This window comes from Kitasatospora sp. NPDC094015, from assembly GCF_040304075.1.
Taxonomy (GTDB): domain Bacteria; phylum Actinomycetota; class Actinomycetes; order Streptomycetales; family Streptomycetaceae; genus Kitasatospora.
In genome coordinates this window covers 1-24,987 of record NZ_JBEOUL010000003.1, presented here as the reverse complement: position 1 = coordinate 24,987, position 24,987 = coordinate 1, and the positions used below count along the sequence as shown (strand labels likewise).

The window sequence follows — 24,987 nt, the reverse complement described above, 5'->3', positions numbered from 1 at the left end:
CTAGGAGTTCTTCTCGCAGGCGAACCGCGTGGTGGCGGTCACCCAGGGGTCGGCGAGGCAGGCGGTGTGCTCGAGCTCGCTGCGGTCGTCGTCCTCGAACACGATCACCTCGTCGTCGACCTCCAGCGGGCCCGCGTCGCGGAATTCGTCGACCTTCGGGAGTTCCATCATGGCAATGGGCATGTGACGCCTCCATGTTCCGTCGTGCATTCGCCGACGCCGCTGGTCGCGGCCGGTGCGGACCGGAAGCCTGCTGGGCCCCGGTCCTGATCCCGAAGGTAGGGAGAAGGGATCTGATCTGACAAGGGGTCAGGAACCGCTAACTTTGGCCGCCGGCCGGCACGGTGGTGGGTGTGCGGAATTGCCGGTCGGTCGGACGGCCGAATGCGGAATGCGCCGGGAAATGGGTGGCCGGCCCTGCCCGCGGCAGCCCCGGCGCCCGGGGGCCGGGGCCTTCACGGGTTCCCCGTCGCGCCGCCATGTCCTGCGCTCCGACAGGTTCCGTCGAACACACAACCGTGGTTGCATATGCCAGCAGTGGCCGGTGATCCGCGGCCGGGGGAGGCGCGCGGAGCATTTCCGGGCTGCCCGCGGCCGGAATTCCCGGGCGACCGGATGGTGGTCGACCGACTTCCCCTGCCGCACCGCCGACGGCGGTAAGGCGTCGAAGTGGCGCAGGAATGGCGGCAATTCGCCGCGGAAGTATTCACCGACCGGACCGCTGGATCGGCGGCCGCTCCAGGCTGGGGGCTCGAAATCATGGCACGGACCGGGCAGTTCGCACCCGTGGCGGGAGAGCGATTAACGGATCTGCTCGGCGTCTTCGCACTGACCTGGGCCCTGCCGAGCGCCGTGGTGGACGGCGCGGTCGCGGCCGCCGGGCGCACCGAGCGGCGGCGGCGGTCGCTGCCGGCGCGTACGGTCCTGTACTTCACGCTGGCGATGTGGCTCTACCCCTCCAGCGGCTACGGGGAGGTGATGCGGCTGCTCTCGGCCGGCCTGGCCCGCAAGCACCGCTGGGTGCCGCCCTCGCCGGTGCCCTCGACGGCGGCGATCACCAAGGCCCGCCAGCGGTTGGGCCCGGACCCGCTGCGGCTGCTGTTCGAGCGGGTGGCCGGCCCGGCCGCCGGGCCCGGGGCGCCCGGCGCGTTCCACCGGGAGTGGCGGGTGCTCTCGCTCGACACCACGCTGCTGGACGTGCAGGACTCGCCCGCCAACCGCGCGGCGTACGGTGTCGCCGGCGCTCCGCTGCCGCAGGTGCGGGTGGTGGCCCTCGCGGAGGGGGCGAGCCGGGCGGTCTGTGCGGCGGCGCTCGGGGCACCCGGCCCGGCAGCGGCCGGCCTGACAGTGCCCGGCCCGGCAGCGCTCGGCCCCGCGGCGGCCGACCCGGTGCGTACGGTGCTCGGCGGGCTGCGGCCCGGGCAGCTCGTCCTGGCGGGGCACCGCACCCTCACCCCGGAGTTGTGGACCGGGGCCCGCGCGCTCGGGGCGGACCTGCTCTGGCGGGCCGGGCCCGGCCTCGACCTGCCGGTCCTGCGCGCCCTGGAGGACGGCTCGTACCTGTCCCGGCTGGCCGGTCCGGCGGCGGGCGGCGGTGTCCCGGTGCGGGTGGTCGAGTGCCCGCTCCCCGCGGCCGGTCGCTCCGGCGGCGCCCCGGTGCCGCGCCCCGCCCGATTGCTCTGCTCGATCCTGGAGCCGGCCCGGGCCGGAGCGGCGGAGCTGGCCCGGCTGTACGGCGGGCGCTGGCGGCTGGAGGCGCTGCTCGACGAGCTGGGTGCCCTGCGGGGCGGGGCCCGGCCGGTGCTGCGGTCGAAGTCGCCGGCCATGGTCGAGCAGGAGGTCTGGGCGATGTTCCTGGCCCACCACGCCGTCCGGGCACTGGTGGTGGGCGGCGGCGAGAGCAACCCGGTCGGCCCCGCCGTCCGGGCGCAAGCGCCGACCCCCGGACGGACGGGCAGCCGGGCCGGCCAGGGCTGATCCGACGATTCGCGTCGGACCAGCCCTGGCCGCCCGGCCCTGCTTCTCCTTGGATCCAGCGGCGACCGGCGGGGCCGGCCCGGTCAGGCGGCGGCTTCGAGGGTCTCGGCCGGGGCGGGCGCCGCGGCCTCCGGGGCGCGCATGACCACGGTGGCCAGCAGGGCGGCGGCCAGGACGCCGATCGCGCCGATGGTGAAGGTGCTGGACATCGAGGCGGTGAACGCCTCCCGGGCGGCGCGGACCAGGCCGGCGTCGCCGTGGGCGGTGGCCAGCGCGCCGGCGATCGAACGCTTCGCCTGCGCGGGGGAGTCGGCGGGCATCTCCCCGGCGAAGCGGCTGGACAGCAGCGAGCCGAGGATCGCGATGCCGAGCGCGGTGCCGGCCTGCTGGATGGTGTCGTTGAGGGCCGAGCCGACGCCGGCCTGCTCGGCGGGGATGGTGCTCATCAGCGCCCCGACCGCGGCCGGCATGGCCAGACCCGCGCCGAGGCCGAGCAGGCCGAGCGCGACGGCCGGCAGGGTGAACCCGCCGTCGGCGCCGACGGCGGACAGCAGGGCGAAGGCGGCGGCCATGACGAGCATCCCGCCCAGCACCAGCACGCGGTTGCCGAGCTTCGCGGCCAGGCCGGCCCCGGCGAGGTTGCCCAGCAGCGCGGTGACCGCGAGCGGCACGAACGCCAGGCCCGCCTTGACCGGCGAGTACCCGAGCACGAACTGCAGGTACTGGGTGAGCACCAGCAGCAGGCCGCCGTTGCCGATCTGCACGAGGGTCAGCGAGAGCGAGCCGCCGCTGAAGTCGCGGTGCTTGAACAGCACCAGCGGCGCCATCGGCTCCGGGGTGACGTTCTCCCAGACCACGAACCCGCCGAGGGCGAGCACCGCGACGGCCAGGGTGATCGCCGAGCGGCCGCCGAGCGCGCCGTGCTCCGGGAGTTCGATGATCCACCACACCAGGGCGGTCATCCCGGCCGCGGACAGCACCGCGCCGAGCGGGTCGGGCCGCCGCCAGGGGCCCTTCGACTCGGGCATCAGGAGCAGGGCCGCGACCACCGCCAGCACGACGACCGGGACGTTGATGAAGAAGATCGACTGCCAGGAGAAGTGGGCGATCAGCACGCCGCCGAGCACCGGGCTGCCGACCAGCCCGAGCATCGAGACCGAGCTCCAGGCCGCCATCGCCCGGCCCCGCTCGTCCCCCTCGAAGACGGTGATCAGGATCGACAGCGTCGACGGCATGATCAGCGCCCCGCCGACGCCCATCAGCACCCGGACCGCGATCACCTCGCCGGGACCGGTGCAGTAGGTCGCGGCCAGCGAGGCGGCCCCGAACAGCAGCAGGCCGACGACCATCACCCGCCGGCGGCCGAACCGGTCGCCGAGGCTGCCCGAGGTGAGCAGCAGCCCGGCGAAGACCAGGACGTAGGAGTCCAGGATCCACTGGGTGTCCTGGGCGCTCGCCCCGATCTCCGCGGTCATCTGCGGCACCGCGACGGTGAGCGCCATGGTGTCGACCACCAGCACCAGCGAGCTGAGGCACAGCACGATCAGGATCCACCAGCGGCGCGGGTCCCGGGCGTCCGGCCGGGGTGCGGGGCGGTCTTGCGAACGGGTCTTCATGGGTTCCCCTCCATGGTGCGCACGGTGTTCCGCCGGTGGATCGGCGTTCCCTGCTGCGCACACTGTACGCACAGTGGAACGGCGTGCGCAATGTCCCCTGATGTACGCTGCCGCGAACGGTGTACTCGGGAGGGTGGGCGATGGCGGCCAAGGCGAAGCAGATCCCGTCGGTGTGGGCCAGGGAGCAGCGCGAGCCCGACCAGCCCGCACTCAGCCGGGCGGCGATCGTCCGGGAGGCGATCGCCGTGCTGGACGCGGACGGCATCGAGGCGCTCAGCATGCGCAAGCTCGGTGCCCGGCTGAACGCCGGCGCGACCTCGCTCTACCGGCACGTCGCGACCAAGGACGAGCTGATGGAGCTCGCCGTGGACGAGGTGGTCGCCGAGATCACCGTCCCGCCGGCCGCGGCCGCCGACTGGCGGGCGGCCGCCACCGAGGCGGCGCACTCCTTCCGCGCGACGGCGCTGCGCCACCCGTGGCTGTCCGCGGTGCTGGGGCAGGCGGGCCTGGCCTACCTGGGGCCCAACCTGATGGCCTTCTCGGAGCGGTTGGCCGCGCTGTTCACGGCCGCCGGCTTCCCCGAGCCCAGCAGTGCGATCGACACCCTCCTGCCGTACGTGATCGGGATGAGCAGCACCGAGGCGGCCTGGCTCACCACGGTCGCCCGCTCCGGCGAGACGGAGGCCGCCTTCATCGCCCGGCTGATGCCCGCCGCCCAGCAGGCGGCCGCCGGCCACGACCACCTGGCCGACGCCTACGCGAGGGCCGCCGACGAGCCGCTGGACCCGGCCACGATCCGGGACGCCAAGTTCGCCTACGGGCTGGACGTGGTCCTGGACGGCCTGGCGCTACGGCTGCCGGGCAAGGCCTAGCGGCGGCGCGCCGGCAGCGGTCCGGCCAGGCCGGTGACCCAGGTCTCGCGGGCGACGGGGTCGGGGGCGTACCACAGGCGCAGTCCGTCGGCGCCGCGGTAGGCCCAGTGCTCCAGCTCCCGGCCGCCGATCGTCGCGGTGCCCAGGGCGCCGCGCAGCGGCGTGCGCAGGCAGTCGAGCTTCAGCGGTTCGGACATCACCTCGGACCAGGCGGTCGCCGCGCCGGCGGGGTGCTCGTGCAGCAGTTGGTCCCAGACCGCCCGCAGCTCGGGGTGGGCCGGCTTCAGGCCGTCGTCCGGGAGGTGGCCGCGCAGCAGCGGTCCGGGGCAGGTCAGTTCGGTGCGGGTGGTGGTGAACGGCCCGCGCAGGGTGGCGGCCCACCCTGGCCGGGCGGCCGCCTCGGCGGTGGCCCGCCAGGCGGCCAACTCGTTGGCGAACACGGCCGGGTGGCCGGTGCGGGCGCTGCCGCGGAGCCCGTCGGCGAGGTCCTGGGCGAGGGCGGTCAGCTCGTCCGGCGGCAGCGCCCGCGACCACGGCAGCGCCTCGGCCGGCGCGTCCACCGGCAGGGCGCCCGCAGGCACCCCGTCCACCGGCAGCACGCCCATATCCAACGCGCCCGCCCGCAGCGCGCCGAGCCCGGCGAGCCGGTGCTCCGCCTCGGCCACCGCGCGCAGCTCGTCCGCGCAGAGCCGGCGCTCGGCGGCGATCCGGTACGGCCCGCCGGTCAGCGGGAAGGTGTCCGGGGCGTGCCGGCACCCGTAGGAGAACTCGGTAGCCGCCATCGCCTCGCCCCTTCGCGCCCTGCCGCACCGGCCGGAAGCCCGGTCCCGCTCCACCCCACGGCCGGACCGGGCGCGGCGGTTCACCCGGGCCGGGTGCGGCGGTCCACCGAGCCGGCCGTGGGGCGCCCGGGCTCAGCCGATCCGGAGTCGGATCGAGCCGTCCGCGAGCGCCTCCGCCGAGACCCGGGTGAGGTCCTCGACGTGCACCGACGGGCCGTGCGCCGCGGCGCGCGGGCCCACCCCGACCACCTGCATGCCGGCGGCCAGTCCGGCAGCGATGCCGGCCTCGGAGTCCTCGAGGACCACGCAGTCGGCGGGCGCGAAGCCCAGCGCCGCGGCGGCCTTGAGGAAGCCCTCGGGGTCGGGCTTGCTGGCGCCGACCGATTCGGCGGTGACCAGCAGCTCCGGCAGCGGCAGCCCGGCGGCGCCCATCCGGACCCGGGCCAGCGCCTCGTCGGCCGAGGTCACCAGCGCGTGCGGCAGCCGCTCGACCGCGGCGAGCAGGGCGGCGGCGCCGGGGACGGCCACCACGCCCTCGACGTCGGCGGTCTCCTCGGCCAGCATCTGCCGGTTCTCCGCGAGGTTCTGCTCCATCGGGCGCTCGGGCAGCAGGATGGCCATGCTCAGGTGGCCCTGGCGGCCGTGCACCACCTTCATCGCCTCGTCCGGGTCCAGCCCGTTGCGCTCCGCCCAGCGGCGCCAGCAGCGCTCCACCACGGCGTCGGAGTTGACCAGGGTGCCGTCCATGTCGAACAGCAGGGCGCGGGCGGAGAGGGTGAGGGCGGGCATGCGGGGGCCTCCTGGCGACGGGTTTGTTTTCACAGCATACAAAATCGCCCGGCGCTCACCGCCCCAGCAGGTGGGCGTTCACCTCCCGGGCGGCCGCGGCCAGCTCCGGCAGCTCGACCACCTCCACCCCGGCGGCGGTGAGCAGCGCCGTCCCCTGGCAGGCCGTGACGAACAGGTCCGGCTCGCGCCAGGCCACCACCACCCGGGGTACCCCGGCCGCGATGATCCGCTGGGCGCAGGTGAGCGGGCGCGAGGCGCGCTGCCCGCACGGCTCCAGCGAGCTGTAGACGGTCGCGCCGCGCAGCCGCGGGTCGCCGGCCGGGAGCTTGGCGAGGGCGGCCTCCTCGGCGTGGTCGTGCGGGTCGGTCTCGCGGCTCCAGCCCTCGCTGATCGGCCGCCCGTCCGCGTCGACGATCACCGCGCCGACCGAGAAGGCGGTGTCGGAGGGCGGGCAGTTGCGGGACAGCTCGACGGCGCGGGCCAGCCAGCGCAGATCGGCGGCGGCGGGGCTGGTCACGGGGCGGACTCCTTCGGGGCGTACCTGAGCAGGACGACATCGCCCACCGTACGTGCCTCCAGCAGCCGCATCCGTCGCCCGGGTCCGCCGGGGAACTCGGCCGTGCCCAGGAAGCGCGGCGCCCCGGCCTGGCCGACCAGCAGCGGGGCGACGGCCAGCTGGAGCTCGTCGGCCAGGCCCTGGGCCAGGAACTGGGTGTGCACGCTGCCGCCGCCCTCGACCATCAGCCGCTCGATCCCGCGCGCGCCGAGGTCGTCCAGCACCGCGCCGAGCCCCACCTGCGGGCCCACCCCCACCACCTCGGCGAGGCCCGCCAGTTCGGCCCGCAGCCGGGGCGCGGCGGCGTCCGTGGTGTAGGCGACCTTCGCCCCGCCGGTGTGCCAGAAGTTCAGCCCTGCCGGCAGCTCCCCGCTCGCGCTGAGCGTGACCTTCAGCGGGTACGGGGGCCGGCCGGCCGCCTGCCGGGCGGCCCGGCGCTCGGCGGAGTTGACCAGCAGCCGGGGGTTGTCGCGCCGCAGGGTGTTCCCGCCGACCAGGATCGCGTCGCTGGCGGCGCGCTCGCGGTCCACCCGGTCGAAGTCCTCGGCGTTGGAGAGCAGCAGCCGTTCGGGTCCGGCGTCGTCGAGCCGGCCGTCGATCGAGACGGCGGCGCTCAGCAGCACGTGGGGGCGGGGCGCGGGCATGGGCGGCGGGTCCAATCTGTCGGTGCGGGCCCCACGCTACGGGGAGCGGTGTGCTGTTCGCCGAACCACCGGACGATGTATCTCCGCCGTTCGCCCGGCGGCACCACCCTGGTCCGGACCTCGCAACCCCCCGTCCGTCGAAGGGCCATCAGGTGTCCCGTCCCAGCTCGCTCGGTCTCGCCGCGGCAGCGCTGCTGCTCGCCGCCGTCCCCGCCCTCGCCGCTCCCGCCTCGGCGGCGAGCTACGGCACGCCCGTCATCTCGCTCTCGGCGAGCTACCTGTCCGGCGCGGTCGGCGCCACCGGTGACCCGGCCGTCACCGTGACGGTGTCCCAGAGCGGCGCGGACGTCTCGGCGTTGACCGTGGCCGCCTCCGCGACCAGCAGGAGCGCGGTGGCCAGGACCACCGACGTGGCGGTCACCGGCACCACCGGCAGCCGTACCCTGACGGTCGCCGCCCACGGCGTCGGCTACACCGATCTGACCGTCAAGGTCACCGGCCTGGGCGGCAAGACGGCCACCAAGACCCTGCACTACGCGGCCTCGGCCGCGGTGCAGCAGTCCGCCGACGCCCGCTACCTGACCGGCTCCAGCGACGCCTCGGCGGCCGTGGATGCGGGTGGCGGCTACATCGTGGTCGCCGACGACGAGTCCAACGTGCTGCGGCTGTACGACCGCAGCCGCTCCGGCGCGCCGGTGCGCACCTGGGACTTCTCCTCCTCGCTCGGGGTCTCCAAGGAGATCGACATCGAGGCGGCCAGCCGGGTCGGCAACACGATCTACTGGCTGGGCTCGCTGGGCAACAACAAGGACGGCGAGATCAAGGCCGACCGGGCGACCCTGTTCACCACCACGATCAGCGGGTCGGGCGCCTCCACCCAGCTGGCGCTGGGCGGCTCGTACAAGGGCCTGCGCGCCGACCTGATCGCCTGGGACAAGGCGAACGGCAACCGCTACGGCTTCGCCGCCGGCGCTGCCTCGGGCGAGATCCCCAAGGAGATCGACGGCTTCAACGTGGAGGGCCTGGAGTTCGCGCCGGGCTCCACCACCACGGCGTACGTCGGCTTCCGGGCGCCGCTGGTGCCGCCGGCCAACGGCGGCAAGGCGCTGCTGGTGCCGGTCACCAACATGGACAGGCTGGCGGGCGGTTCGGTGCACGCCACCTTCGGCACCCCGATCACGATGGACCTCGGCGGCCTGTCGATCCGCGACATCCGCAAGAACGCGGCCGACCAGTACCTGATCGTGGCCGGCTCCTGGGCCGCCGACGACAACTCCGACCCGTACGCGGTCTACCGCTGGACCGGGCGGCCGGCCGACGCCCCGGTGAAGGTCCTGGACCTGCCGACCAGCGACGCCGGCGGCTGGGAGGCCGTGGTGGACGTACCGGACCTGACCGTGCCCGGCGCCCGCGCGCAGCTGATCACCGACGACGGCTCGGCGGACCTCTACAACGACGGCACCGAGGCCAAGGACCTGACCCACGCCGAGTGGAAGAAGTCCCGCACCACCTGGTTCACCGTCTCCTGACCTGCTGACCGCCGCCCTGCCGTCCCGGCCTCAGCTCGGCCGGGGCGGCAGCGGCAGCGGGAGGGCGGGCAGCCCGTCGATGCTGGTGCCCACGTACTGCTTGCCCTCGCAGTACGCGCCGAACTCCTCCTCGGACTTGCGCGCGAAGTGCTGGGCGTGCAGCTCCCGGTCGGCGCGGTAGTCCATGAACGGCACGGCGAACCCGCAGGAGTCGCTGATCCGTTCGGCGTGCACCAGCACCACGGCCCGCAGGCCCGCGCCGTCCGCCTCCGGCGGGAAGTGGCCGAGCAGTTCGGTGAAGCGCGGGTCGTCCCGGAAGACCGGCTCGCCGTGGCCGTGCACCCGCACCACCGTGGGCGGGCCCTCGAAGGCGCACCACATCAGCGTGATCCGGCCGTTCTCCCGCAGATGGGCGATGGTCTCCGCGGTGCTCCCGCCGAAGTCCAGGTAGGCGAGGGTCAGTTCGTCCAGCACCGCGAGGGTGCCGGAGCGGCCCTTGGGGGAGACGTTGACGTGGCCGTCCGCGGTCAGCGGCGCGGTGGCGGCGAAGAAGACCGGCTGCCCCTCGATGAACTCCCGCAGGCGGCCGTCGATGCGCTGGTAGGTCTTGCCCATGCGCCCGATTGTCCTCGCCGACCGCCCCGCGGGTCGAGCACATTCGCGGGCCGTACCAAGGGGTGGGACGGTTGGTCGCCCGTAGTTTGCCGGGGGTTGGCCGACGGTATGTCCCTCTCCGGCGCGGTCCGGTAGTCTCGCGCCGCCCTGCCGCCGGCCGCGCCGGCGCACGGGCTTACCTGTTGTTAACGACCTCCGTACCCGCCGGTAGCAAAGTGCCCCTACGGTCGGAGTCCTGCTCCGGGCCCGGCCTGTCCCCCACCGGGCCGGGCCCGGTACCGTCACGCCGTGGAAACCTTTCGGGTGATGCGCCAGGACCACAACGGCAACCGCTTCCCGGTGGCCGGCGGGCTCTCCCGCACCGAGGCCGAGGCGCTGGCCGCCGAGTACGAGGCGCGCGGCCACAAGCAGCTGTACTGGGTGGAGCGCGAGGCCGCGTAGGGTCGGCGCCCATGGAGACGCGGATCGTGGTCGGCGGGGCACTCATCCACCGGGGCCGGGTACTGGCGGCGCGGCGCAGCGCCCCGCCCGAGGTGGCCGGCTACTGGGAGTTCCCCGGCGGCAAGGCCGAGCCGGGGGAGACCCAGCAGCAGGCCCTGGAACGGGAGCTGCTGGAGGAGTTGGGCGTCCGCGCCCGGGCGCTGCGCGAGCTGCCCGGACGCTGGCCGGTACGGCCCGGACTGGAGCTGCGGATCTGGGCCGCCGAACTCGTCTCCGGCGAACCCCGGCCGCTGGAGGACCACAGCGAACTGCGCTGGCTCGGCCCGGGTGAACTGCACGACGTCGACTGGCTGGAGCACGACCGCGAGGTGCTGCCGCACATCGCCGAGCTGCTCACCGGCACGGTCTGAGCCGGGCCCGCCCAACAGGCGCGAGCCCCGGCGGCAGCCGCTTGCAGGAACCGCCGGGGGCCACCCGCCGGCCCCGCCCGCGGCCCGCGTTGGTCCAGGTAGGTCAATCGGTAAAGACGACCCATATGCCGGGATAGCGCCGTGTTCCGCTGGGTATGTCACTGTTCGGCAGCATTCGTCACCATCGGTGAGCCAGCCGGCCGCCCGGTGGCGAACGCCCGCACCCCGGCGTCCCGCCGCGGTGCGCCGCCCGGAAGCCGGAGGCCCGGTAGGTGGTGAGCACGGGAAGCGGCGAGGGAGAGCGGGCCCGGGGCCTTCCCGGTCGTGGGTCGCGGCGCGCTCCCCGGTTCGGCCTGCGCGCGGGCCCCGCTCCCGGCGGCGCCGCCGCCCGGGCCCGCCTGCGCGGCCCGGCCAGGCCCCCGCGCGGCGAGCCGGGCGATGACGCGCACGGCGCCGACCGCCCTCCCGACCGCCCGGGCCAGGCCCCGCCGCCCGCCTTCGCCCCGCTGCGCGGCCGCCCGACCCTCGGCTACCCGGGCCGGGCCGCTCCGGGGGCCGACCGACCGGGTGGCCCGCCGCCCGCCCAGGCCACGGTCGACCGCGCCGCCGGCAGCCTGTTCGACGTGGTCAAGCTCGCCGTCGCGATCCTGGACACGGCCGGCCGCGTGGTGCTGTGGAGCCCGGCGGCCGAGGAGATGCTCGGCTGGCCCAGCGAGGTGCTGGTGGGCCGGCTGATCGACGAGCTGATGGGCGACCCGGAGCTGGTCGCGCAGGCCCGTACGGCGCTGCAGGAGACCCTGCGGACGGGCCGCTGGCACGGCCTCACCGAGCTGACCGACCGGGACGGCGCGAACGTCCCGGTGGAGGCCCGGATCTCGCTGCTGGTGGACGGTGACGGCACGCCGTTCCTCCAGGTCGCCATGGCGGACGCGGCCACCCTGCGGGCGGTCGAGCGCGACCTCGCGGTCCGCGACGCGCTGTTCGAGCAGTCGCCGCTGGGGATCGCGATCCTGGACACCGACCTGCGCTACACCGCCGTCAACCAGACCCTGGCCGAGATGAACGGCGTGCTGCCCGAGGACCACGTCGGCCGCACCACCGGCGAGACGCTCCCCGAGCGGGCCGCCGACGAGATCACCGCGATCCAGCGCCAGGTGCTGGCCACCGGTGAGCCGGTCATCGACGTCACCCTGGCCTCGCCGCTGACCGCCCGCTCCGGCTTCCGCTCGATCTCCTACAGCCGGATGACCGACCGCTCCGGGCGGGTGCTCGGCATCTCCGGCACCGTGATGGACGTCACCGAGCGCTACCGCGCGGTCGCCAAGGTCGAGCACGCCCGGCGCCGGCTCTCGCTGCTCAACGAGTTCGGCTCGCGCGTCGGTGACCTGCTGGACGCCTCCCGGATCGCGCAGGAACTGGCCGGCGCGGTGGTGCCCCGGCTGGCCGACTACGCGGGCGTGATCCTGCTCCAGGCGGTCGCACACGGTGACGACCTCCCGCGGCACGGCCACGACCGCCGCACCTCGCTGCTCCAGCTGGGCGTGGCCTCCGTGCAGGACGGCCCCGAGGTCGAGGCCATGCTCCGCCGGGGCGCCCGGATCACCTTCTCCGAGGACTCCGCCTTCGGCCGGGTGCTGCGCAGCGGTGTCCCCGAACTCCTCTCCGGCAGCGACGAGTTGAGCGACATCAGCTACCCGGGCGACCCCAAGGTGCAGGCCGCCCACGAGCTCGGGGTGCACTCCCGGCTGGTGGTCCCGCTGCGGGCCCGCGGGATCGTCATCGGCCTGCTGGTGGTCAGCCGGGCCGGGTACCGCGAGGGCTTCGACCGCGACGACCTGGCCTTCACCGTCGAACTCGCGGACCGGGCCGGCTCCTCGCTGGACAACGCCCGGCTGTACGCCCGCGAGCGCACCGCCGCGCTCACCCTCCAGCGCACCCTGCTGCCTCAGCAGGTCCCGCAGCCGGCCGGGGTCGAGGTGGCCTACCGCTACGTGCCGGGCAGCAGCGGCACCGAGGTCGGCGGCGACTGGTTCGACGTGATCCCGCTGCCCGGTGACCGCACCGCGCTGGTGGTCGGCGACGTGATGGGCCACGGCCTGCGGGCGGCCGCCACCATGGGCCGGCTGCGGACGGCGGTGCGCACCCTGGCGGGCCTGGACCTCGCCCCGGAGCTGCTGCTGCGGCACGTCCACGAGCTGGCCGACGACCTCGCCCAGGGCCCGGACGAGGCGCTGCTGGCCACCTGCGTCTACGCGGTCTTCGACCCCGCGACCGGGCGGCTGGTGGCCACCAAGGCGGGCCACATCCCGCCGGTGCTGGTGGTGCCGAAGGACGGCGGGGCCGACCCGCCGCCGCAGGCCGGCGGCCCGCTGCCCGGCGGCGTCGGCCAGGTGCTCGACCTGCCCTCCGGCGCACCGCTCGGGGTGGGCGGCGTGCCGTTCGAATCGATCGAGCTGGACATCCCGGAGGGGAGCCTGCTGGCGATGTGCACCGACGGTCTGGTGGAGTCGCGCGACAAGGACCTCGACGTCGGCCTCGGCCGGCTGCTCAGCGTGCTGGAGCAGCCGTACGCCTCGATCCAGCAGGCCTGCGAGGCGGTGCTGGACACCATGGAGCAGGGGCGCGAGCCGGACGACGTGGCGTTGCTGCTGGCCCGGCTCGGCCGGGGGAAGGCCGGCGTGCCGACGGCCGGCTGGACGCTGCCGGCCGAGCCGACCGCGGTCTCCCGGGCCCGCCGGCTGGTGCGCGGCGCGCTCGCCGAGTGGGCCATGGAGCACCTGACCGACACCGCGGAGCTGCTGGTCAGCGAGCTGGTGACGAACTCGGTCCGGTACGCCAGCGCCCCGATCGGGGTCCGTCTCACGCTCGGCGAGACGCTGCTGGTGGAGATCTCCGACCCGCTGCCCGACCCGCCCCGCGAGCGGCACGCCGCCGAGGGCGACGAGGGCGGCCGCGGGCTGGAGCTGGTCCGCCGGCTCGCGCTGCACTGGGGGGCCCGGGCGGAGGGGATGGGCAAGGTTGTCTGGTTCGAGCTGCTGCCCGGCGGTGAGGAGGCGGCCGTGCTGCCGGTCGTGGAGATCGACCTCTAGACCCGCTCCGGTGACCGGGCACGGCGGCGCGGACACGGTTCGGATGTACGGCGATCGCACATCCGTTCCCCTCCCGGAGGGTCGGTTTCACGCTCCCGGAACGGCGGGATCCTGCCACCGCGGCGAGGAAGTGGCCGATTGCTTATACCGTCGGGACACAGGGTTCAGCTGCCCGATTCGATGTTGTGATGTCAGGGACGTGTGCGCGTGCGCTCGGATGATGAATACTCGGACTTCGAATATTCGGTCTTCTCGACATCCGGATGGGCACGGGTTGGAGGGGTCGGTCCGTTGAACAGTCTCCCGGCGCGGAACGCGACGAGTGGCAGCGGTCATGCCGCCGTGCCCGGTCAGCCGGGTGCCCCGATCGGGGCGAGACGCCCGGTGCCGGCACCCGCGCCGGCCGGCTGGGGCCGCGGCCCGGCCGGATCCATCTACGACTTCATCCGGGTCGCCACCTTCGCGATCGGCCCCGACGGCCGGATCAGCCAGTGGAGCGACCGCGCCGCCGAGTTCTTCGGCGTCCCCGCCGCCGACGCGGTCGGCTCCGACCCGGTCACCACCTTCGTCCCGCGCGAGCTGTGGCAGCGCGCCAGGGCCCGCCTGGAGCGCATCCTCACCGGCGAGGAGTGGGTCGGCACCGCCCCCTACCGCGACCTGGCCGGCGGCGAAGGCCTCGCCGAGCTCTACCTGATGCCCGCCAGCGCCGGCCACGAGTCCGCCGGCGCCACCTGCCTCGCCGTCGACCTCGGCCGGCTGCGCACCATCGAGACCGAGCTGGCCGCCTCCGAGGCCGTCTTCGGGCAGACCCCCACCGGGTTCTTCCTGTTCGACCCTCAGCTCGTCCTGCAGCGGGTCAACGACGCCTTCGCCGCGGTCGTCGGCCTGGCCCCGCTGGACCTCCAGGGGCTCGGCCCCGCCGACCTCTTCCCGCCCGGCGACGCCGACCGGCTCGCGGTCGCCCTGCGCAAGGTCCTCGACAGCGGCGTCCCCATCCTCGACCTGCGGTTCAGCGGCGCCGTCCCGGTCAACCGGGGAGCCCACGGCGGCGAGCCCGCCCGCCGCGACGAGAACCGCGCCTGGTCGATCTCGCTCTACCGGCTGAACGGCGCCGCCGGCCACCCGATGGGCGTCGCCGGCCAGGTCCAGGACGTCACCAGCCGCCACGTCGCCGAACGCGAGGCCGCCGGCGTCCGCCGCAACCTCGCGCTGCTCAACGAGGCCAGCAGCCACATCGGCTCCACCCTCGACCTGGAGACCACCGCCAACGAGCTGCTCGACGTGATCGTCCCGCAGTTCTGCGACGTCGCCAACGTCGACCTGTACACCGCCCTGCTCACCGGCGACGCCGGCCCGCTGACCGGCCGCCCCGGCGTCCTGGACGGCTGCGGCGAGCTACGCCGGGTCGCCGTCCGCAGCAGCGTCGGCAACGCCGCCTCGGTCTACGGCTCCCAGGGCGGCACCGTCCAGGTCGCCGAGGCCGGCGGCACGCTCTGCTACCCGCCCCGCTCCCCGCACGCCCGCGCCCTGCGCACCGGCCGCTCCACCGTCCCCCAGCCCGGCCCCGACCCGCTGCTGCGCTCCACCCTGGTGGTCCCGCTGGTCGCCCGGAACCAGGTGCTCGGCCTGGTCCAGCTCTCCCGCGCCATCGGCAGCGAACCCTTCGACGCCCGCGACGTGGCGATCGCCGAGGAACTCGTCGCCCGCGCCGCCGTCTGCGTCGACAACGCCCGCCTCTACCGCCGCGAGCACGAGCGCGCGCTGATCCTCCAGCGCAGCCTGCTGCCCCCCGGCAAGCCCGCCGCCAGCGGCCTGGAGATCGCCCGCCGCTACCTGCCCAGCAACAACAACACCGAGGTCGGCGGCGACTGGTTCGACGTCATCCCGCTGCCCGGCAGCCGCACCGCCCTGGTGATCGGCGACGTGATGGGCCGCGGACTGCGCGCCGCCGTCGCGATGGGCCAGCTGCGCACCGCCGTCCGCACCCTGGCCATGCTCGACCTCGACCCGGCCGAGGTGCTCTCCGCCCTGGACGAGATCGCCCGCGGCCTCGGCGACGACACCCAGTCCGGCGAGGAGATCTCCGAGGTCTACCTCGCCACCTGCGTGTACGCCGTCTACGACGCGGTCAAGCAGCGCTGCGTGTTCGCCAACGCCGGCCACCTGCCGCCGGCCCTGCTCGCCCCCGGCGAGCCGGCCCGGATGATCGAGGTGCCCCCCGGCCTGCCGCTCGGCGTCGGCGGCGAGCCCTTCGAGGAGGTCGAGGTCACCCTCGGCGAGGGCACCGTGCTCGGCCTCTACACCGACGGCCTGGTGGAGTCCCGCAAGCACCAGCTCGACGAGGGCCTACGGGCCTTCCGGGAGGCCCTCGACAACGGCTCCCGCGAGCTGGAGCAGCTCTGCGACGAGGTCCTGGAGGAGCTCAACCCGCACCACGGCGAGGACGACATCGCCCTGCTGATGGCCAAGGTGGTGCCGCTGGCCGAGGACTCGGTCGGCGACTGGAAGCTGCCCCCGCACCTCACCTCGGTCGCCAAGGCCCGCGAGCTCGCCTGCGGCTGGCTGCTGGTGCGCGGCCTGGACGAGCTGGTCGACACCACCGAGCTGCTGGTCAGCGAGCTGGTCACGAACGCGCTGCGGCACGGCCGGGGCGACATCCGGCTGCGCCTGCTGCGCGACCGCACCATGGTCTGCGAGGTCTGGGACGACGGCTACGCCCAGCCCCGCCAGCGCCGGGCCCAGGAGACCGACGAGGGCGGCCGCGGCCTCCAGCTGGTCAGCCTGCTCGCCGAACGCTGGGGCAGTCGCCGCACCCCCAAGGGAAAGATCGTCTGGTTCGAGCTCGCGCTGTAGCCCGGCCGGGTGCTTTGTGCACCCCGGCCCGCCGTGTCGCCGCCACCGGCGGCCGCGACCGTCGTTCAGTGGTCCCCACCCGTGTCTTCGGGTCGGCTGACTATCCGACGGAGGAGCGCATGCGCGCCAACCAGGTCGTCGCGGCGGCCCTCGCCCTGCTCATGGCCGCCACCGCGGCCGGCTGCTCGGACGACCCCGCGCCCGCACCCGCCGCCGACCTCGGCGGCACCGACCGCTCGACGGTCCGCGACGGCGGCACGCTGCGGTGGGCGGTGGACACCGTCCCCACCACCCTGAACGTCCACCAGAGCGAGGCCACCGCGGACTCCGCGCTGCTGGCCCACGCCCTGCTGCCCAGCCTGTTCCGGCTGGACCAGCACGCCCGGGCCGGCGCCGACCGGGACTACCTGGAATCGGCCTCCTCCACCCCGGCCGGGCAGCAGCCGCAGACCATCACCTACCACCTCAACCCGAAGGCGGTCTGGAGCGACGGCAGCCCGCTGTCCGCCGCCGACTTCACCGCCCAGTGGAAGGCGCTGTCCGGCGCCGACCCGGCGTACCACAGCGACCACCCCGACGGGTACGGGCAGATCGAGTCCGTCACCCAGGGCTCCGACCCGCAGGAGGTCAGGGTCGTCCTCAAGCAGCCGTACGCGCCCTGGCGGTCCCTGTTCAGCCCGCTCTACCCGGCCGCCGTCACCGGCACCCCGGACGCCTTCAACCAGCCGCTGGCGGACACCTTCCGCACCTCGGCCGGCCCCTTCGCGGTCGCCTCCTACGACAAGGCCGCCGGCAAGGTGGTGCTCACCCGCAACCCGCACTGGTGGGGCGATCCGGCCAAGGCCGAGGAGCTCGACTTCCTCGCCGTCCCGGCCGCCGAGCGGCTGGACGCGCTCGACCAGAACCGCCTCGACATCGCCGCGCTGACCTCCTCGGTCGACCGCGCCGTGCCCGCCGACAGCCCCGGCGCCGCCCCGCCGGACGCCGCTGCGGTGGCCGAGGCCTCCGCCCAGGCGCTCAAGCGCGCCGAGGCGCTGCCCGGCCTCACCCTGCACCGGGCCGCCGCCCCCGCCTTCACCCAGCTCACCCTGAACTCCACCCGCGGCCCGCTGACCGACCCGAACGTGCGCCGCGCCGTGGCTCGCGCGGTCGACCGGCAGAAGACCGCCACCGCCGCCCTCGGCCCGCTCGGCCTCAAGGCGGCCGCGCTCGGCAACCACCTGCTGATGACCGACCAGGACGGCTACCGGGACAACAGCGCCGCCCTCGGCACCGCCTCCGCCACCGAACTGCTGGACCAGGCCGGCTGGGCCGCCAACGGCGCCGCCCGCACCAAGGACGGCCAGCAGCTCACCCTCGACCTGCTGCTCCCGGAGGGCTCCGCCACCGCCCGCCGCACCGCGGACGAGCTGGCCACCGAACTCGCCGCGGCCGGCATCACGGTCAAGCCGCAGGCGGTCGCCCCGGACACCTTCGTCGCCCAGCACCTGGCCACCGGGGACTTCGACCTGGCGCTGTTCTCCTGGCCGTCCACCGGCTTCGCCGGCGGCGAGGAGCGCGCGCTGTACGCCAAGCCCCGGCCCGGCCCGGACGGCGTGCCGGTGGTCGGCCTGAACTACGCCAGGACCGGCAGCGAGGAGATCGACCAGCTGCTGGACCGGGCCGCCGCGGAGCTGGACCCGGCCGCCCAGCGCGACCTGCTCCAGCAGGCCGACGCCCGGATCTGGCAGGAGGCCCACTCGGTGCCGCTCTACCAGCGGCCCGACCTGGTCGCCGTGCGCTCCACCGTGGCCGGCGCCGGCGCGTACGGCTTCGGCGGCCCCCGCTACCAGGACCTCGGCTTCCTCAAGGGCTGACCGCCCCGGCCGCCCCGACCTCCAGCAGCCCGATCCGGCGCCCGACCCGAGCGGCCCGGCCGGCACCGCCGTCGCGGTCCCGGCCGGGCCGGCGGCCGTCCGGGCGGGGGCACGGCACCGGGTGCGGCGGGTGCCCGCACGGTCACCCAGCTGTGATCTTGACCCCCTCGGGGGCCTCCGTTTCGGCCCGGGTGGGGGGTTCCCCGTACGATAGGAGGAAGCCGAGGCATGTCGTGCCCGGCAGGTGGACCGGTAGTAGCAGGCGGTACGGCGGCAGCGATCAACAGGGGTCGCAGGATCGCAGGGTCGCAGCCGGGGCGCCGTAACCCACGATTTCGGGAGAGTTCGCTCCGCATGCCCACGCGCAATGACATCCGCAACGTTGCCATCGTCGCCCACGTCGACCACGGCAAGACCACCCTGGTCGACGCCATGCTGAAGCAGGCCGGCGCCTTCGCCGCCCACCAGCACCTCGACGACCGAATGATGGACTCGAACGACCTGGAGCGCGAGAAGGGCATCACCATTCTCGCGAAGAACACGGCCGTCAAGTACCACCCCAAGGAGGGTGGCGCCCCGATCACGATCAACATCATCGACACCCCCGGCCACGCCGACTTCGGTGGCGAGGTCGAGCGCGGCCTGTCGATGGTCGACGCGGTCGTCCTGCTGGTGGACGCCTCCGAGGGCCCGCTGCCGCAGACCCGCTTCGTGCTCCGCAAGGCGCTGACCGCCAAGCTCCCGGTCATCCTCTGCATCAACAAGACCGACCGTCCGGACTCCCGGATCGACGAGGTCATCAACGAGACCTACGACCTCTTCCTGGACCTCGACGCCACCGAGGAGCAGATCGAGTTCCCGATCGTCTACGCCTGTGCGCGTGACGGCGTCGCCTCGATGACCAAGCCGGAGAACGGCACCGTGCCGCCGGACAGCGACTCGCTGGAGCCGTTCTTCTCCACCATCCTGGAGCACGTCCCGGCCCCGACCTACGACGAGGACGCCCCCCTCCAGGCGCACGTCACCAACCTGGACGCCGACAACTTCCTCGGCCGCATCGCGCTCTGCCGCGTCGAGCAGGGCGAGCTGCGCAAGGGCCAGCAGGTCGCGTGGATGAAGCGCGACGGTTCGGTCCAGCAGGTCAAGATCACCGAGCTGCTGATGACCGAGGCGCTCACCCGCAAGCCGGCCGAGGTGGCCGGCCCCGGCGACATCTGCGCCGTCGCGGGCATCCCCGACATCATGATCGGTGAGACCCTGGCCGACCTGGAGAACCCGGTCGCGCTGCCGCTGATCACCGTGGACGAGCCGGCCATCTCGATGGTCATCGGCACCAACACCTCGCCGCTGGTCGGCAAGGGCGGGAAGGGCCACAAGGTCACCGCCCGCATGGTGAAGGACCGCCTGGACCGCGAGCTGATCGGTAACGTCTCGCTGCGCGTGCTGCCGACCGAGCGCCCGGACGCCTGGGAGGTGCAGGGCCGCGGTGAGCTGGCGCTGGCCATCCTGGTCGAGACCATGCGCCGGGAGCTGTTCGAGCTGACCGTCGGCAAGCCGCAGGTGGTCACCAAGGTCATCAACGGCAAGACCCACGAGCCGGTCGAGCGGATGACCATCGACAGCCCCGAGGAGTACCTCGGTGCGATCACCCAGCTCATGGCGACCCGCAAGGGCCGGATGGAGACCATGACGAACCACGGCTCCGGCTGGGTCCGCATGGAGTTCATCGTCCCGTCGCGCGGCCTGATCGGCTTCCGCACCCAGTTCCTCACCGACACCCGCGGCACCGGCATCGCGCACTCCATCTTCGAGGGCCACGAGCCGTGGTTCGGCGAGCTGCGGATGCGCAACAACGGCTCCCTGGTGGCCGACCGCGCGGGCGTCGTGACGCCGTTCGCGATGATGGGCATCCAGGAGCGCGGCACGCTGTTCGTCGAGCCCACCACCGAGGTGTACGAGGGCATGATCGTCGGCGAGAACTCGCGCCAGGACGACATGGACATCAACATCACCAAGGAGAAGAAGCTCACCAACATGCGTGCGGCTTCCTCGGACACCACCGAGAACCTGGTGCCGCCGCGCAAGCTCTCGCTGGAGCAGTCCCTGGAGTTCTGCCGCGAGGACGAGTGCATCGAGGTCACCCCGGAGACCGTGCGCATCCGCAAGGTCGTCCTGGACCAGAAGGAGCGCGGCCGCACGGCCTCGCGCGCCAAGAAGAACTGACCCGGTAGCGGCGTCGGCCGGCCCTCCGCCCTCCGGGGCGGGGTGGCCGGCCGACGCCTTTCTTACGCTCTGTGGTCGACGCGCGTAGGAGTTGCGCCGACGATGACCACTCAGTAGTTCGTTAATCGGACGTGACAGACCGTCGTGCACGACAACTGTCCGTTTCGACCCTGTCTGTGTATGTCCTGAATGTCCGTTTCTCGAAACCAACTCGCCACCCATGTGACCAAATTGAGATCCCTAGTGGTCATGTTCGTATCCGTGTGTGACCGATAGTGGGTTCAGTCGAGCTCGGGTCAAGGGTTACGCGCAGGGGTGCGCGCCGAACCTCGGGCGAGGAAAGCACCGTTCGGCCGCGGCAGTGATGCCGGCCGACCCCCGCGGTGCGCTCTCGTTTGAAACACGGATTCAGGAGGCACACCCATGCGCGGTGCCAGCCAGGCCAAGTGGGTCGTCGCAGCAGTCGCGGTCGCCCTCGCAGCGACCGCTTGCGGCAGCAACGGTTCGAGCGGTGGGAGCGGCGCGGCCGTCAACGCCGCCGGTACCTTCAGCTACCAGAGCAGCGAGCCGCAGAACCCGCTCCAGCCGGCCAACGCCATGGAGGTCGGTGGCGGTCGCATCATCAAGCAGCTGTTCAAGGGCCTCGTCGACTACGACCCCACCGACGGCAAGCTGCGCAACCAGGTGGCCGACAAGATCGAGACCACCGACGCCACCAACTACACCGTCACCCTGAAGTCCGGCTGGACCTTCCACGACGGCACCCCGGTGACCGCGGCCTCCTTCGTCGACGCCTGGAACTGGTCGGCGAACACCAAGAACAACCAGATCAACTCGGACTGGTTCTCCGACATCGCCGGCTACGACGCCGTGCACCCGGCGACGGGCGACCCGACCGCCGAGACCATGTCCGGTCTCAAGGTCGTCGACGACACCCACTTCACCATCCAGCTGACCGGCCCGGTCTCGTACTTCGAGTACAAGCTCGGCTACACCGCCTTCTCGCCGCTCCCCAAGGCGTTCTTCACCGACCCGGCGAAGTACGGCCAGAACCCGATCGGCAACGGCCCCTACAAGTTCGTCTCGTGGGAGCACAACAAGGCGATCACCGTGGCCGCGTACGACAAGTACGCGGGCCTGGACAAGCCGAAGAACGCCGGCATCGTCTTCAAGAACTACTCGCAGGCCGAGGCCGCCTACAAGGACCTGGTCTCCGACAACCTGGACGTGCTGGACCAGGTCGACCCGAGCGACCTCGCCTCGTACAAGGCCGACCTCGGCGACCGCGCCGTGGACCAGCCGCAGGGTGCCATCCAGAACATCTCGTTCGCGATGTACCAGGACGGCTGGAAGCCGGTCGAGAAGGCCAAGGTCCGCCAGGGCCTGTCAATGGCGATCGACCGCGACACCATCACCAAGACCGTGCTGAACGGCTCCCGCCAGGCGGCCAATAGCTGGGTCGCCCCGGGCGCGATGGGCTACAAGGACAACACCTGTGGCGACGCCTGCAAGTTCGACCCGGCCAAGGCCAAGCAGCTGATCACCGAGGGCGGCGGCGTCCCCGGCAACAAGATCAGCATCGTTTACAACTCCGACGGTGGCCACAAGGAGTGGGTGGACGCGGTCTGCAACTCCATCCGCCAGTCCACCGGCGTGGAGTGCATCGGCGACCCGAAGCCGGACTTCAAGACCTCGCGCGACCTGATCAAGAAGAAGCAGGTCGAGAGCATGATGCGGACCGGCTGGGTGCAGGACTACCCGCTGAACGCCAACTTCCTGCGCGACGTCTACGGCACGGGTGCCGCGGCCAACGACGGCGGCTACTCCAGCCCGGAGTTCGACAAGTTCGCCGCCGAGGCCGACAAGGCCACCTCGGTCGACAAGACCGCCGAGCTGTACCAGCAGGCCGAGGCCCAGCTGGCCAAGGACATGCCGGCGATCCCGCTCTGGTACTACAAGACCACCTCGGGCTACTCGAAGAACGTCCAGAACGTGAAGTTCGACTCCTTCGGTGACCCGGTCTTCACCCAGGTCGAGGTCAAGCAGAAGTAATCAGGCCGGCACCGCACGGCTTGACGCGACACGGCCGGTGCCCTCCGCCCCACAAGGGCGGACCGGCACCGGCCTTGTCACGCCATGGAATCTCTGAATCGGGATGACGGCCCGTCAGAGCACTGGATGGAGGCATGATGGGGCGCTTTGTCGCGAGGCGACTGCTCCAAATGATCCCGGTCTTCCTGGGCACGGTCACGCTCATCTTCCTGATGACGCGCCTGCTCCCCGGAGACCCGGCCGCAGCGATGTGGGGCGACAAGGCGGCAGACCCGGCCCAGCTCGCCGCGTTCAAGCACAGGATGGGTCTCGACGTCCCGTGGTACGAGCAGTACTACCACTACATGATCGACCTGTTCCAGGGTAAGTTCGGCACCACCATGTCCGGCCGCCCGGTCATCGACGTGATCACCGACGCGCTGCCGGTGACGGTCCGACTGGCCCTGCTGGCCTTCGTCATCGAGATCGTCCTCGGTGTCACGATCGGCCTCTTCGCCGGTCTGCGCCGGGGCAAGGCGTTCGACAAGAGCACCCTGATCCTGACGCTGCTGCTGATCTCCATCCCGGTGCCGGTGCTGGGCTTCATCTTCCAGAACGTCTTCTCCACCCAACTGGGCTGGGTCACCCCGACCGTCCAGGACTCCGAGAACCTCGGACAACTGGTGCTGCCCGCGATCGTGCTGGGCTCGCTGTCGCTGGCCTACGTCGCGCGGCTCACCCGCACCTCGATAGCCGAGAACATCAAGGCCGACTACATGCGCACCGCGGTGGCCAAGGGCCTGCCCAAGCGCCGGGTGATCGGCACGCACCTGATGCGCAACTCGATGATCCCGGTGGTCACCTTCCTCGGTACCGACCTCGGCGCCCTGATGGGCGGCGCGATCGTCACCGAGGGCATCTTCAACGTCAAGGGCGTCGGCAACGCGCTGTACCACGCGATCAACCTCAACGAGGGCGCGACCGTGTCCGGTTTCGTCGTCGTGCTGGTGCTCATCTACCTCGCCGCCAGCCTGATCGTCGACCTGCTCTACGCGGTCCTGGACCCGAGGATCCGGTATGCCTGACCTGACCGACACCAAGACCGAGATTCCCGCGCAGCGCGCGGCCGAGGCCCCCGCGGCCAAGCAGGAGAAGGCCCGCAGCCTCGGGCTGGACGCCTGGCACGACCTGCGCCGCCGGCCGATCTTCATCGTCTCGGCACTGCTCATCGTGCTGCTGATCGTGATCGCGATCGCGCCCGGCCTGTTCACCTCGGTGGACCCGCGCGCGGGCGACCTGCGCCTGCACTACCTGACGAAGCCGAACTACTCGCACCTGTTCCAGGCCGACTGGTTCGGCTACGACGGCCAGGGCCGCTCGATCTACGCCCGGGTCATCTACGGTGCCCGCGCCTCGGTCGTGGTCGGCATCTGCGTGACCGCCGGCGTCACCATCCTCGGCGGCCTGGCGGGCATGTTCGCCGGCTACTTCGGCGGCTGGGTCGACACGATCATCTCCCGGGTCACCGACATGTTCTTCGGGATCCCGCTGCTGCTCGGCGCCCTGGTGGTGCTCAACGCCTTCACCTCGCGCACCGTGTGGAGCGTGGTCTTCGCCCTGGTCGCCCTCGGCTGGACCCAGATGACCCGCGTCATGCGCGGCTCGGTGATCACCGTCAAGCAGTCCGACTACGTCACCGCCGCCAAGGCGCTCGGCGCCGGCACCACGCGGATCATGGTCAAGCACATCCTGCCGAACGCGATCGCCCCGGTGATCGTGGTCGCCACCATCGCGCTCGGCGGCTACATCGCCACCGAGGCGACGCTGAGCTTCCTCGGCATCGGTCTGCAGGACCCGACCATCTCCTGGGGCATCGACATCAACTCGGCCCAGAAGGTGATCCGCACCGCCCCGTTCGCACTGTTCTTCCCCGCGGGCATGCTCAGCATCACGGTGCTGGCGTTCATCATGCTCGGCGACGCGGTGCGTGACGCCCTCGACCCCAAGCTGCGCTGAGAGAGGTGGCACGCACCATGACCACTGCGATCGAGAAGCCCGCCGAGGCCAAGGACCGCCTCGTCCCCGGCACCCCCCTGCTCGAAGTCCGCGACCTGCACGTGGAGTTCAAGACCCGGGACGGCATCGCCAAGGCCGTCAACGGCGTCAACTACAGCGTCGCCGCCGGCGAGACGCTCGCCGTGCTCGGTGAGTCCGGCTCCGGCAAGTCCGTCACCGCCCAGACCATCATGGGCATCCTGGACATGCCGCCCGGCCGGATCAGCTCCGGCGAGATCCTGTTCCGCGGCCAGGACATGCTCAAGATGTCCAACGAGGAGCGCCGGAAGATCCGTGGCCGGAAGATCGCGATGATCTTCCAGGACGCGCTCTCCTCGCTGAACCCGGTGCTCAGCGTCGGCTACCAGCTCGGCGAGATGTTCCGGGTGCACCAGGGCGCCTCCCGCAAGGAGGCCAAGGCCAAGGCCATCGAGCTGATGGACCGGGTGCGCATCCCCGCCGCCGCCCAGCGGGTCGGCGACTACCCGCACCAGTTCTCCGGCGGTATGCGTCAGCGCATCATGATCGCGATGGCGCTGGCCCTGGAGCCGGATCTGATCATCGCGGACGAGCCCACCACCGCGCTGGACGTCACCGTCCAGGCGCAGGTGATGGACCTGCTGGCGGAGCTGCAGGCCGAGTACCACAT

General features: G+C 72.9%; 20 protein-coding genes. 13 read left to right on the top strand and 7 right to left on the bottom strand.

The features are described 5' to 3' along the window. A complete protein-coding gene (locus ABT014_RS04395) occupies positions 1-183 on the bottom strand; it encodes an SflA family class IV lanthipeptide (protein WP_350636983.1) in 183 nt (60 codons plus the stop codon). 576 nt (positions 184-759) lie between these two features. On the opposite strand from ABT014_RS04395, the gene ABT014_RS04390 reads away from it, so the two are divergent. Continuing rightward, complete coding sequence (locus ABT014_RS04390) at positions 760-1,977, top strand: transposase domain-containing protein (RefSeq protein WP_350636981.1); 1,218 nt, start codon at positions 760-762, stop codon at positions 1,975-1,977. An 83-nt stretch (positions 1,978-2,060) separates the two neighbouring features. Here the strand turns inward: ABT014_RS04390 and ABT014_RS04385 are convergent, their stop codons facing one another. Then, positions 2,061-3,593, bottom strand: a complete 1,533-nt coding sequence (locus ABT014_RS04385; RefSeq protein ID WP_350636979.1) for an MFS transporter — start codon at positions 3,591-3,593, stop codon at positions 2,061-2,063. 140 nt (positions 3,594-3,733) lie between these two features. Between ABT014_RS04385 and ABT014_RS04380 the strand changes: the two genes are divergently transcribed. Continuing rightward, positions 3,734-4,465, top strand: coding sequence for a TetR/AcrR family transcriptional regulator (locus ABT014_RS04380; protein WP_350636977.1), 732 nt, complete (start codon positions 3,734-3,736; stop codon positions 4,463-4,465). Here ABT014_RS04380 and ABT014_RS04375 read toward each other — a convergent pair. The 4 genes from ABT014_RS04375 to ABT014_RS04360 form a co-directional block, all read right to left on the bottom strand. Further along, on the bottom strand, positions 4,462-5,247 hold the full coding sequence (locus tag ABT014_RS04375) for a hypothetical protein (protein ID WP_350636975.1): 786 nt from the start codon (positions 5,245-5,247) through the stop codon (positions 4,462-4,464). The genes ABT014_RS04380 and ABT014_RS04375 overlap by 4 nt on opposite strands. A 132-nt stretch (positions 5,248-5,379) precedes the next feature. Continuing rightward, positions 5,380-6,036 (bottom strand): HAD-IA family hydrolase, encoded by a 657-nt coding sequence (locus ABT014_RS04370; protein ID WP_350636973.1) that lies wholly within the window; start codon positions 6,034-6,036, stop codon positions 5,380-5,382. 55 nt (positions 6,037-6,091) lie between these two features. After that, positions 6,092-6,553 carry a cytidine/deoxycytidylate deaminase family protein gene (locus ABT014_RS04365; RefSeq protein WP_350636971.1) on the bottom strand — a complete coding sequence of 154 codons (462 nt, stop codon included), beginning with the start codon at positions 6,551-6,553 and terminating at the stop codon, positions 6,092-6,094. Beyond that, entirely contained in the window at positions 6,550-7,236 is a 687-nt protein-coding gene (locus ABT014_RS04360) for a RibD family protein (RefSeq protein ID WP_350636969.1), read from the bottom strand. The genes ABT014_RS04365 and ABT014_RS04360 overlap by 4 nt, the downstream gene beginning before the upstream one ends. Before the next feature lie 152 nt (positions 7,237-7,388). Between ABT014_RS04360 and ABT014_RS04355 the strand changes: the two genes are divergently transcribed. Beyond that, complete coding sequence (locus ABT014_RS04355; RefSeq protein ID WP_502894846.1) at positions 7,389-8,765, top strand: DUF3616 domain-containing protein; 1,377 nt, start codon at positions 7,389-7,391, stop codon at positions 8,763-8,765. Positions 8,766-8,795: 30 nt separating this feature from the next. Here ABT014_RS04355 and ABT014_RS04350 read toward each other — a convergent pair whose 3' ends face one another. After that, a complete protein-coding gene (locus tag ABT014_RS04350; protein WP_350636967.1) occupies positions 8,796-9,380 on the bottom strand; it encodes a pyridoxamine 5'-phosphate oxidase family protein in 585 nt (194 codons plus the stop codon). Between the two features lie 288 nt (positions 9,381-9,668). Here ABT014_RS04350 and ABT014_RS04345 point away from each other — a divergent pair, with 288 nt between their 5' ends. From ABT014_RS04345 to ABT014_RS04300, 10 genes are all read left to right on the top strand, one after another. After that, a complete protein-coding gene (locus tag ABT014_RS04345; RefSeq protein WP_350636965.1) occupies positions 9,669-9,821 on the top strand; it encodes a hypothetical protein in 153 nt (50 codons plus the stop codon). Positions 9,822-9,832: 11 nt separating this feature from the next. After that, positions 9,833-10,231 (top strand): NUDIX domain-containing protein, encoded by a 399-nt coding sequence (locus tag ABT014_RS04340; RefSeq protein WP_350636963.1) that lies wholly within the window; start codon positions 9,833-9,835, stop codon positions 10,229-10,231. 275 nt (positions 10,232-10,506) lie between these two features. Next, a complete protein-coding gene (locus ABT014_RS04335) occupies positions 10,507-13,320 on the top strand; it encodes a SpoIIE family protein phosphatase (protein WP_350636961.1) in 2,814 nt (937 codons plus the stop codon). A gap of 384 nt (positions 13,321-13,704) precedes the next feature. Continuing rightward, on the top strand, positions 13,705-16,173 hold the full coding sequence (locus ABT014_RS04330) for a SpoIIE family protein phosphatase (RefSeq protein WP_350636959.1): 2,469 nt from the start codon (positions 13,705-13,707) through the stop codon (positions 16,171-16,173). Positions 16,174-16,292: 119 nt separating this feature from the next. Beyond that, positions 16,293-18,029 (top strand): ABC transporter family substrate-binding protein, encoded by a 1,737-nt coding sequence (locus ABT014_RS04325; protein ID WP_350636957.1) that lies wholly within the window; start codon positions 16,293-16,295, stop codon positions 18,027-18,029. Positions 18,030-18,383: 354 nt separating this feature from the next. Beyond that, complete coding sequence (gene typA, locus ABT014_RS04320; protein WP_350636955.1) at positions 18,384-20,252, top strand: translational GTPase TypA; 1,869 nt, start codon at positions 18,384-18,386, stop codon at positions 20,250-20,252. A 423-nt stretch (positions 20,253-20,675) separates the two neighbouring features. Beyond that, positions 20,676-22,304 (top strand): peptide ABC transporter substrate-binding protein, encoded by a 1,629-nt coding sequence (locus ABT014_RS04315; RefSeq protein WP_350636953.1) that lies wholly within the window; start codon positions 20,676-20,678, stop codon positions 22,302-22,304. A 137-nt stretch (positions 22,305-22,441) separates the two neighbouring features. Then, entirely contained in the window at positions 22,442-23,368 is a 927-nt protein-coding gene (locus tag ABT014_RS04310; RefSeq protein ID WP_350636951.1) for an ABC transporter permease, read from the top strand. After that, positions 23,361-24,299 carry an ABC transporter permease gene (locus ABT014_RS04305; RefSeq protein WP_350636949.1) on the top strand — a complete coding sequence of 313 codons (939 nt, stop codon included), beginning with the start codon at positions 23,361-23,363 and terminating at the stop codon, positions 24,297-24,299. Before ABT014_RS04310 ends, ABT014_RS04305 begins: the two co-directional genes overlap by 8 nt. Before the next feature lie 17 nt (positions 24,300-24,316). Next, positions 24,317-24,987: ABC transporter ATP-binding protein (locus ABT014_RS04300; RefSeq protein ID WP_350636947.1), on the top strand; the 671-nt coding region annotated here is incomplete at its 3' end.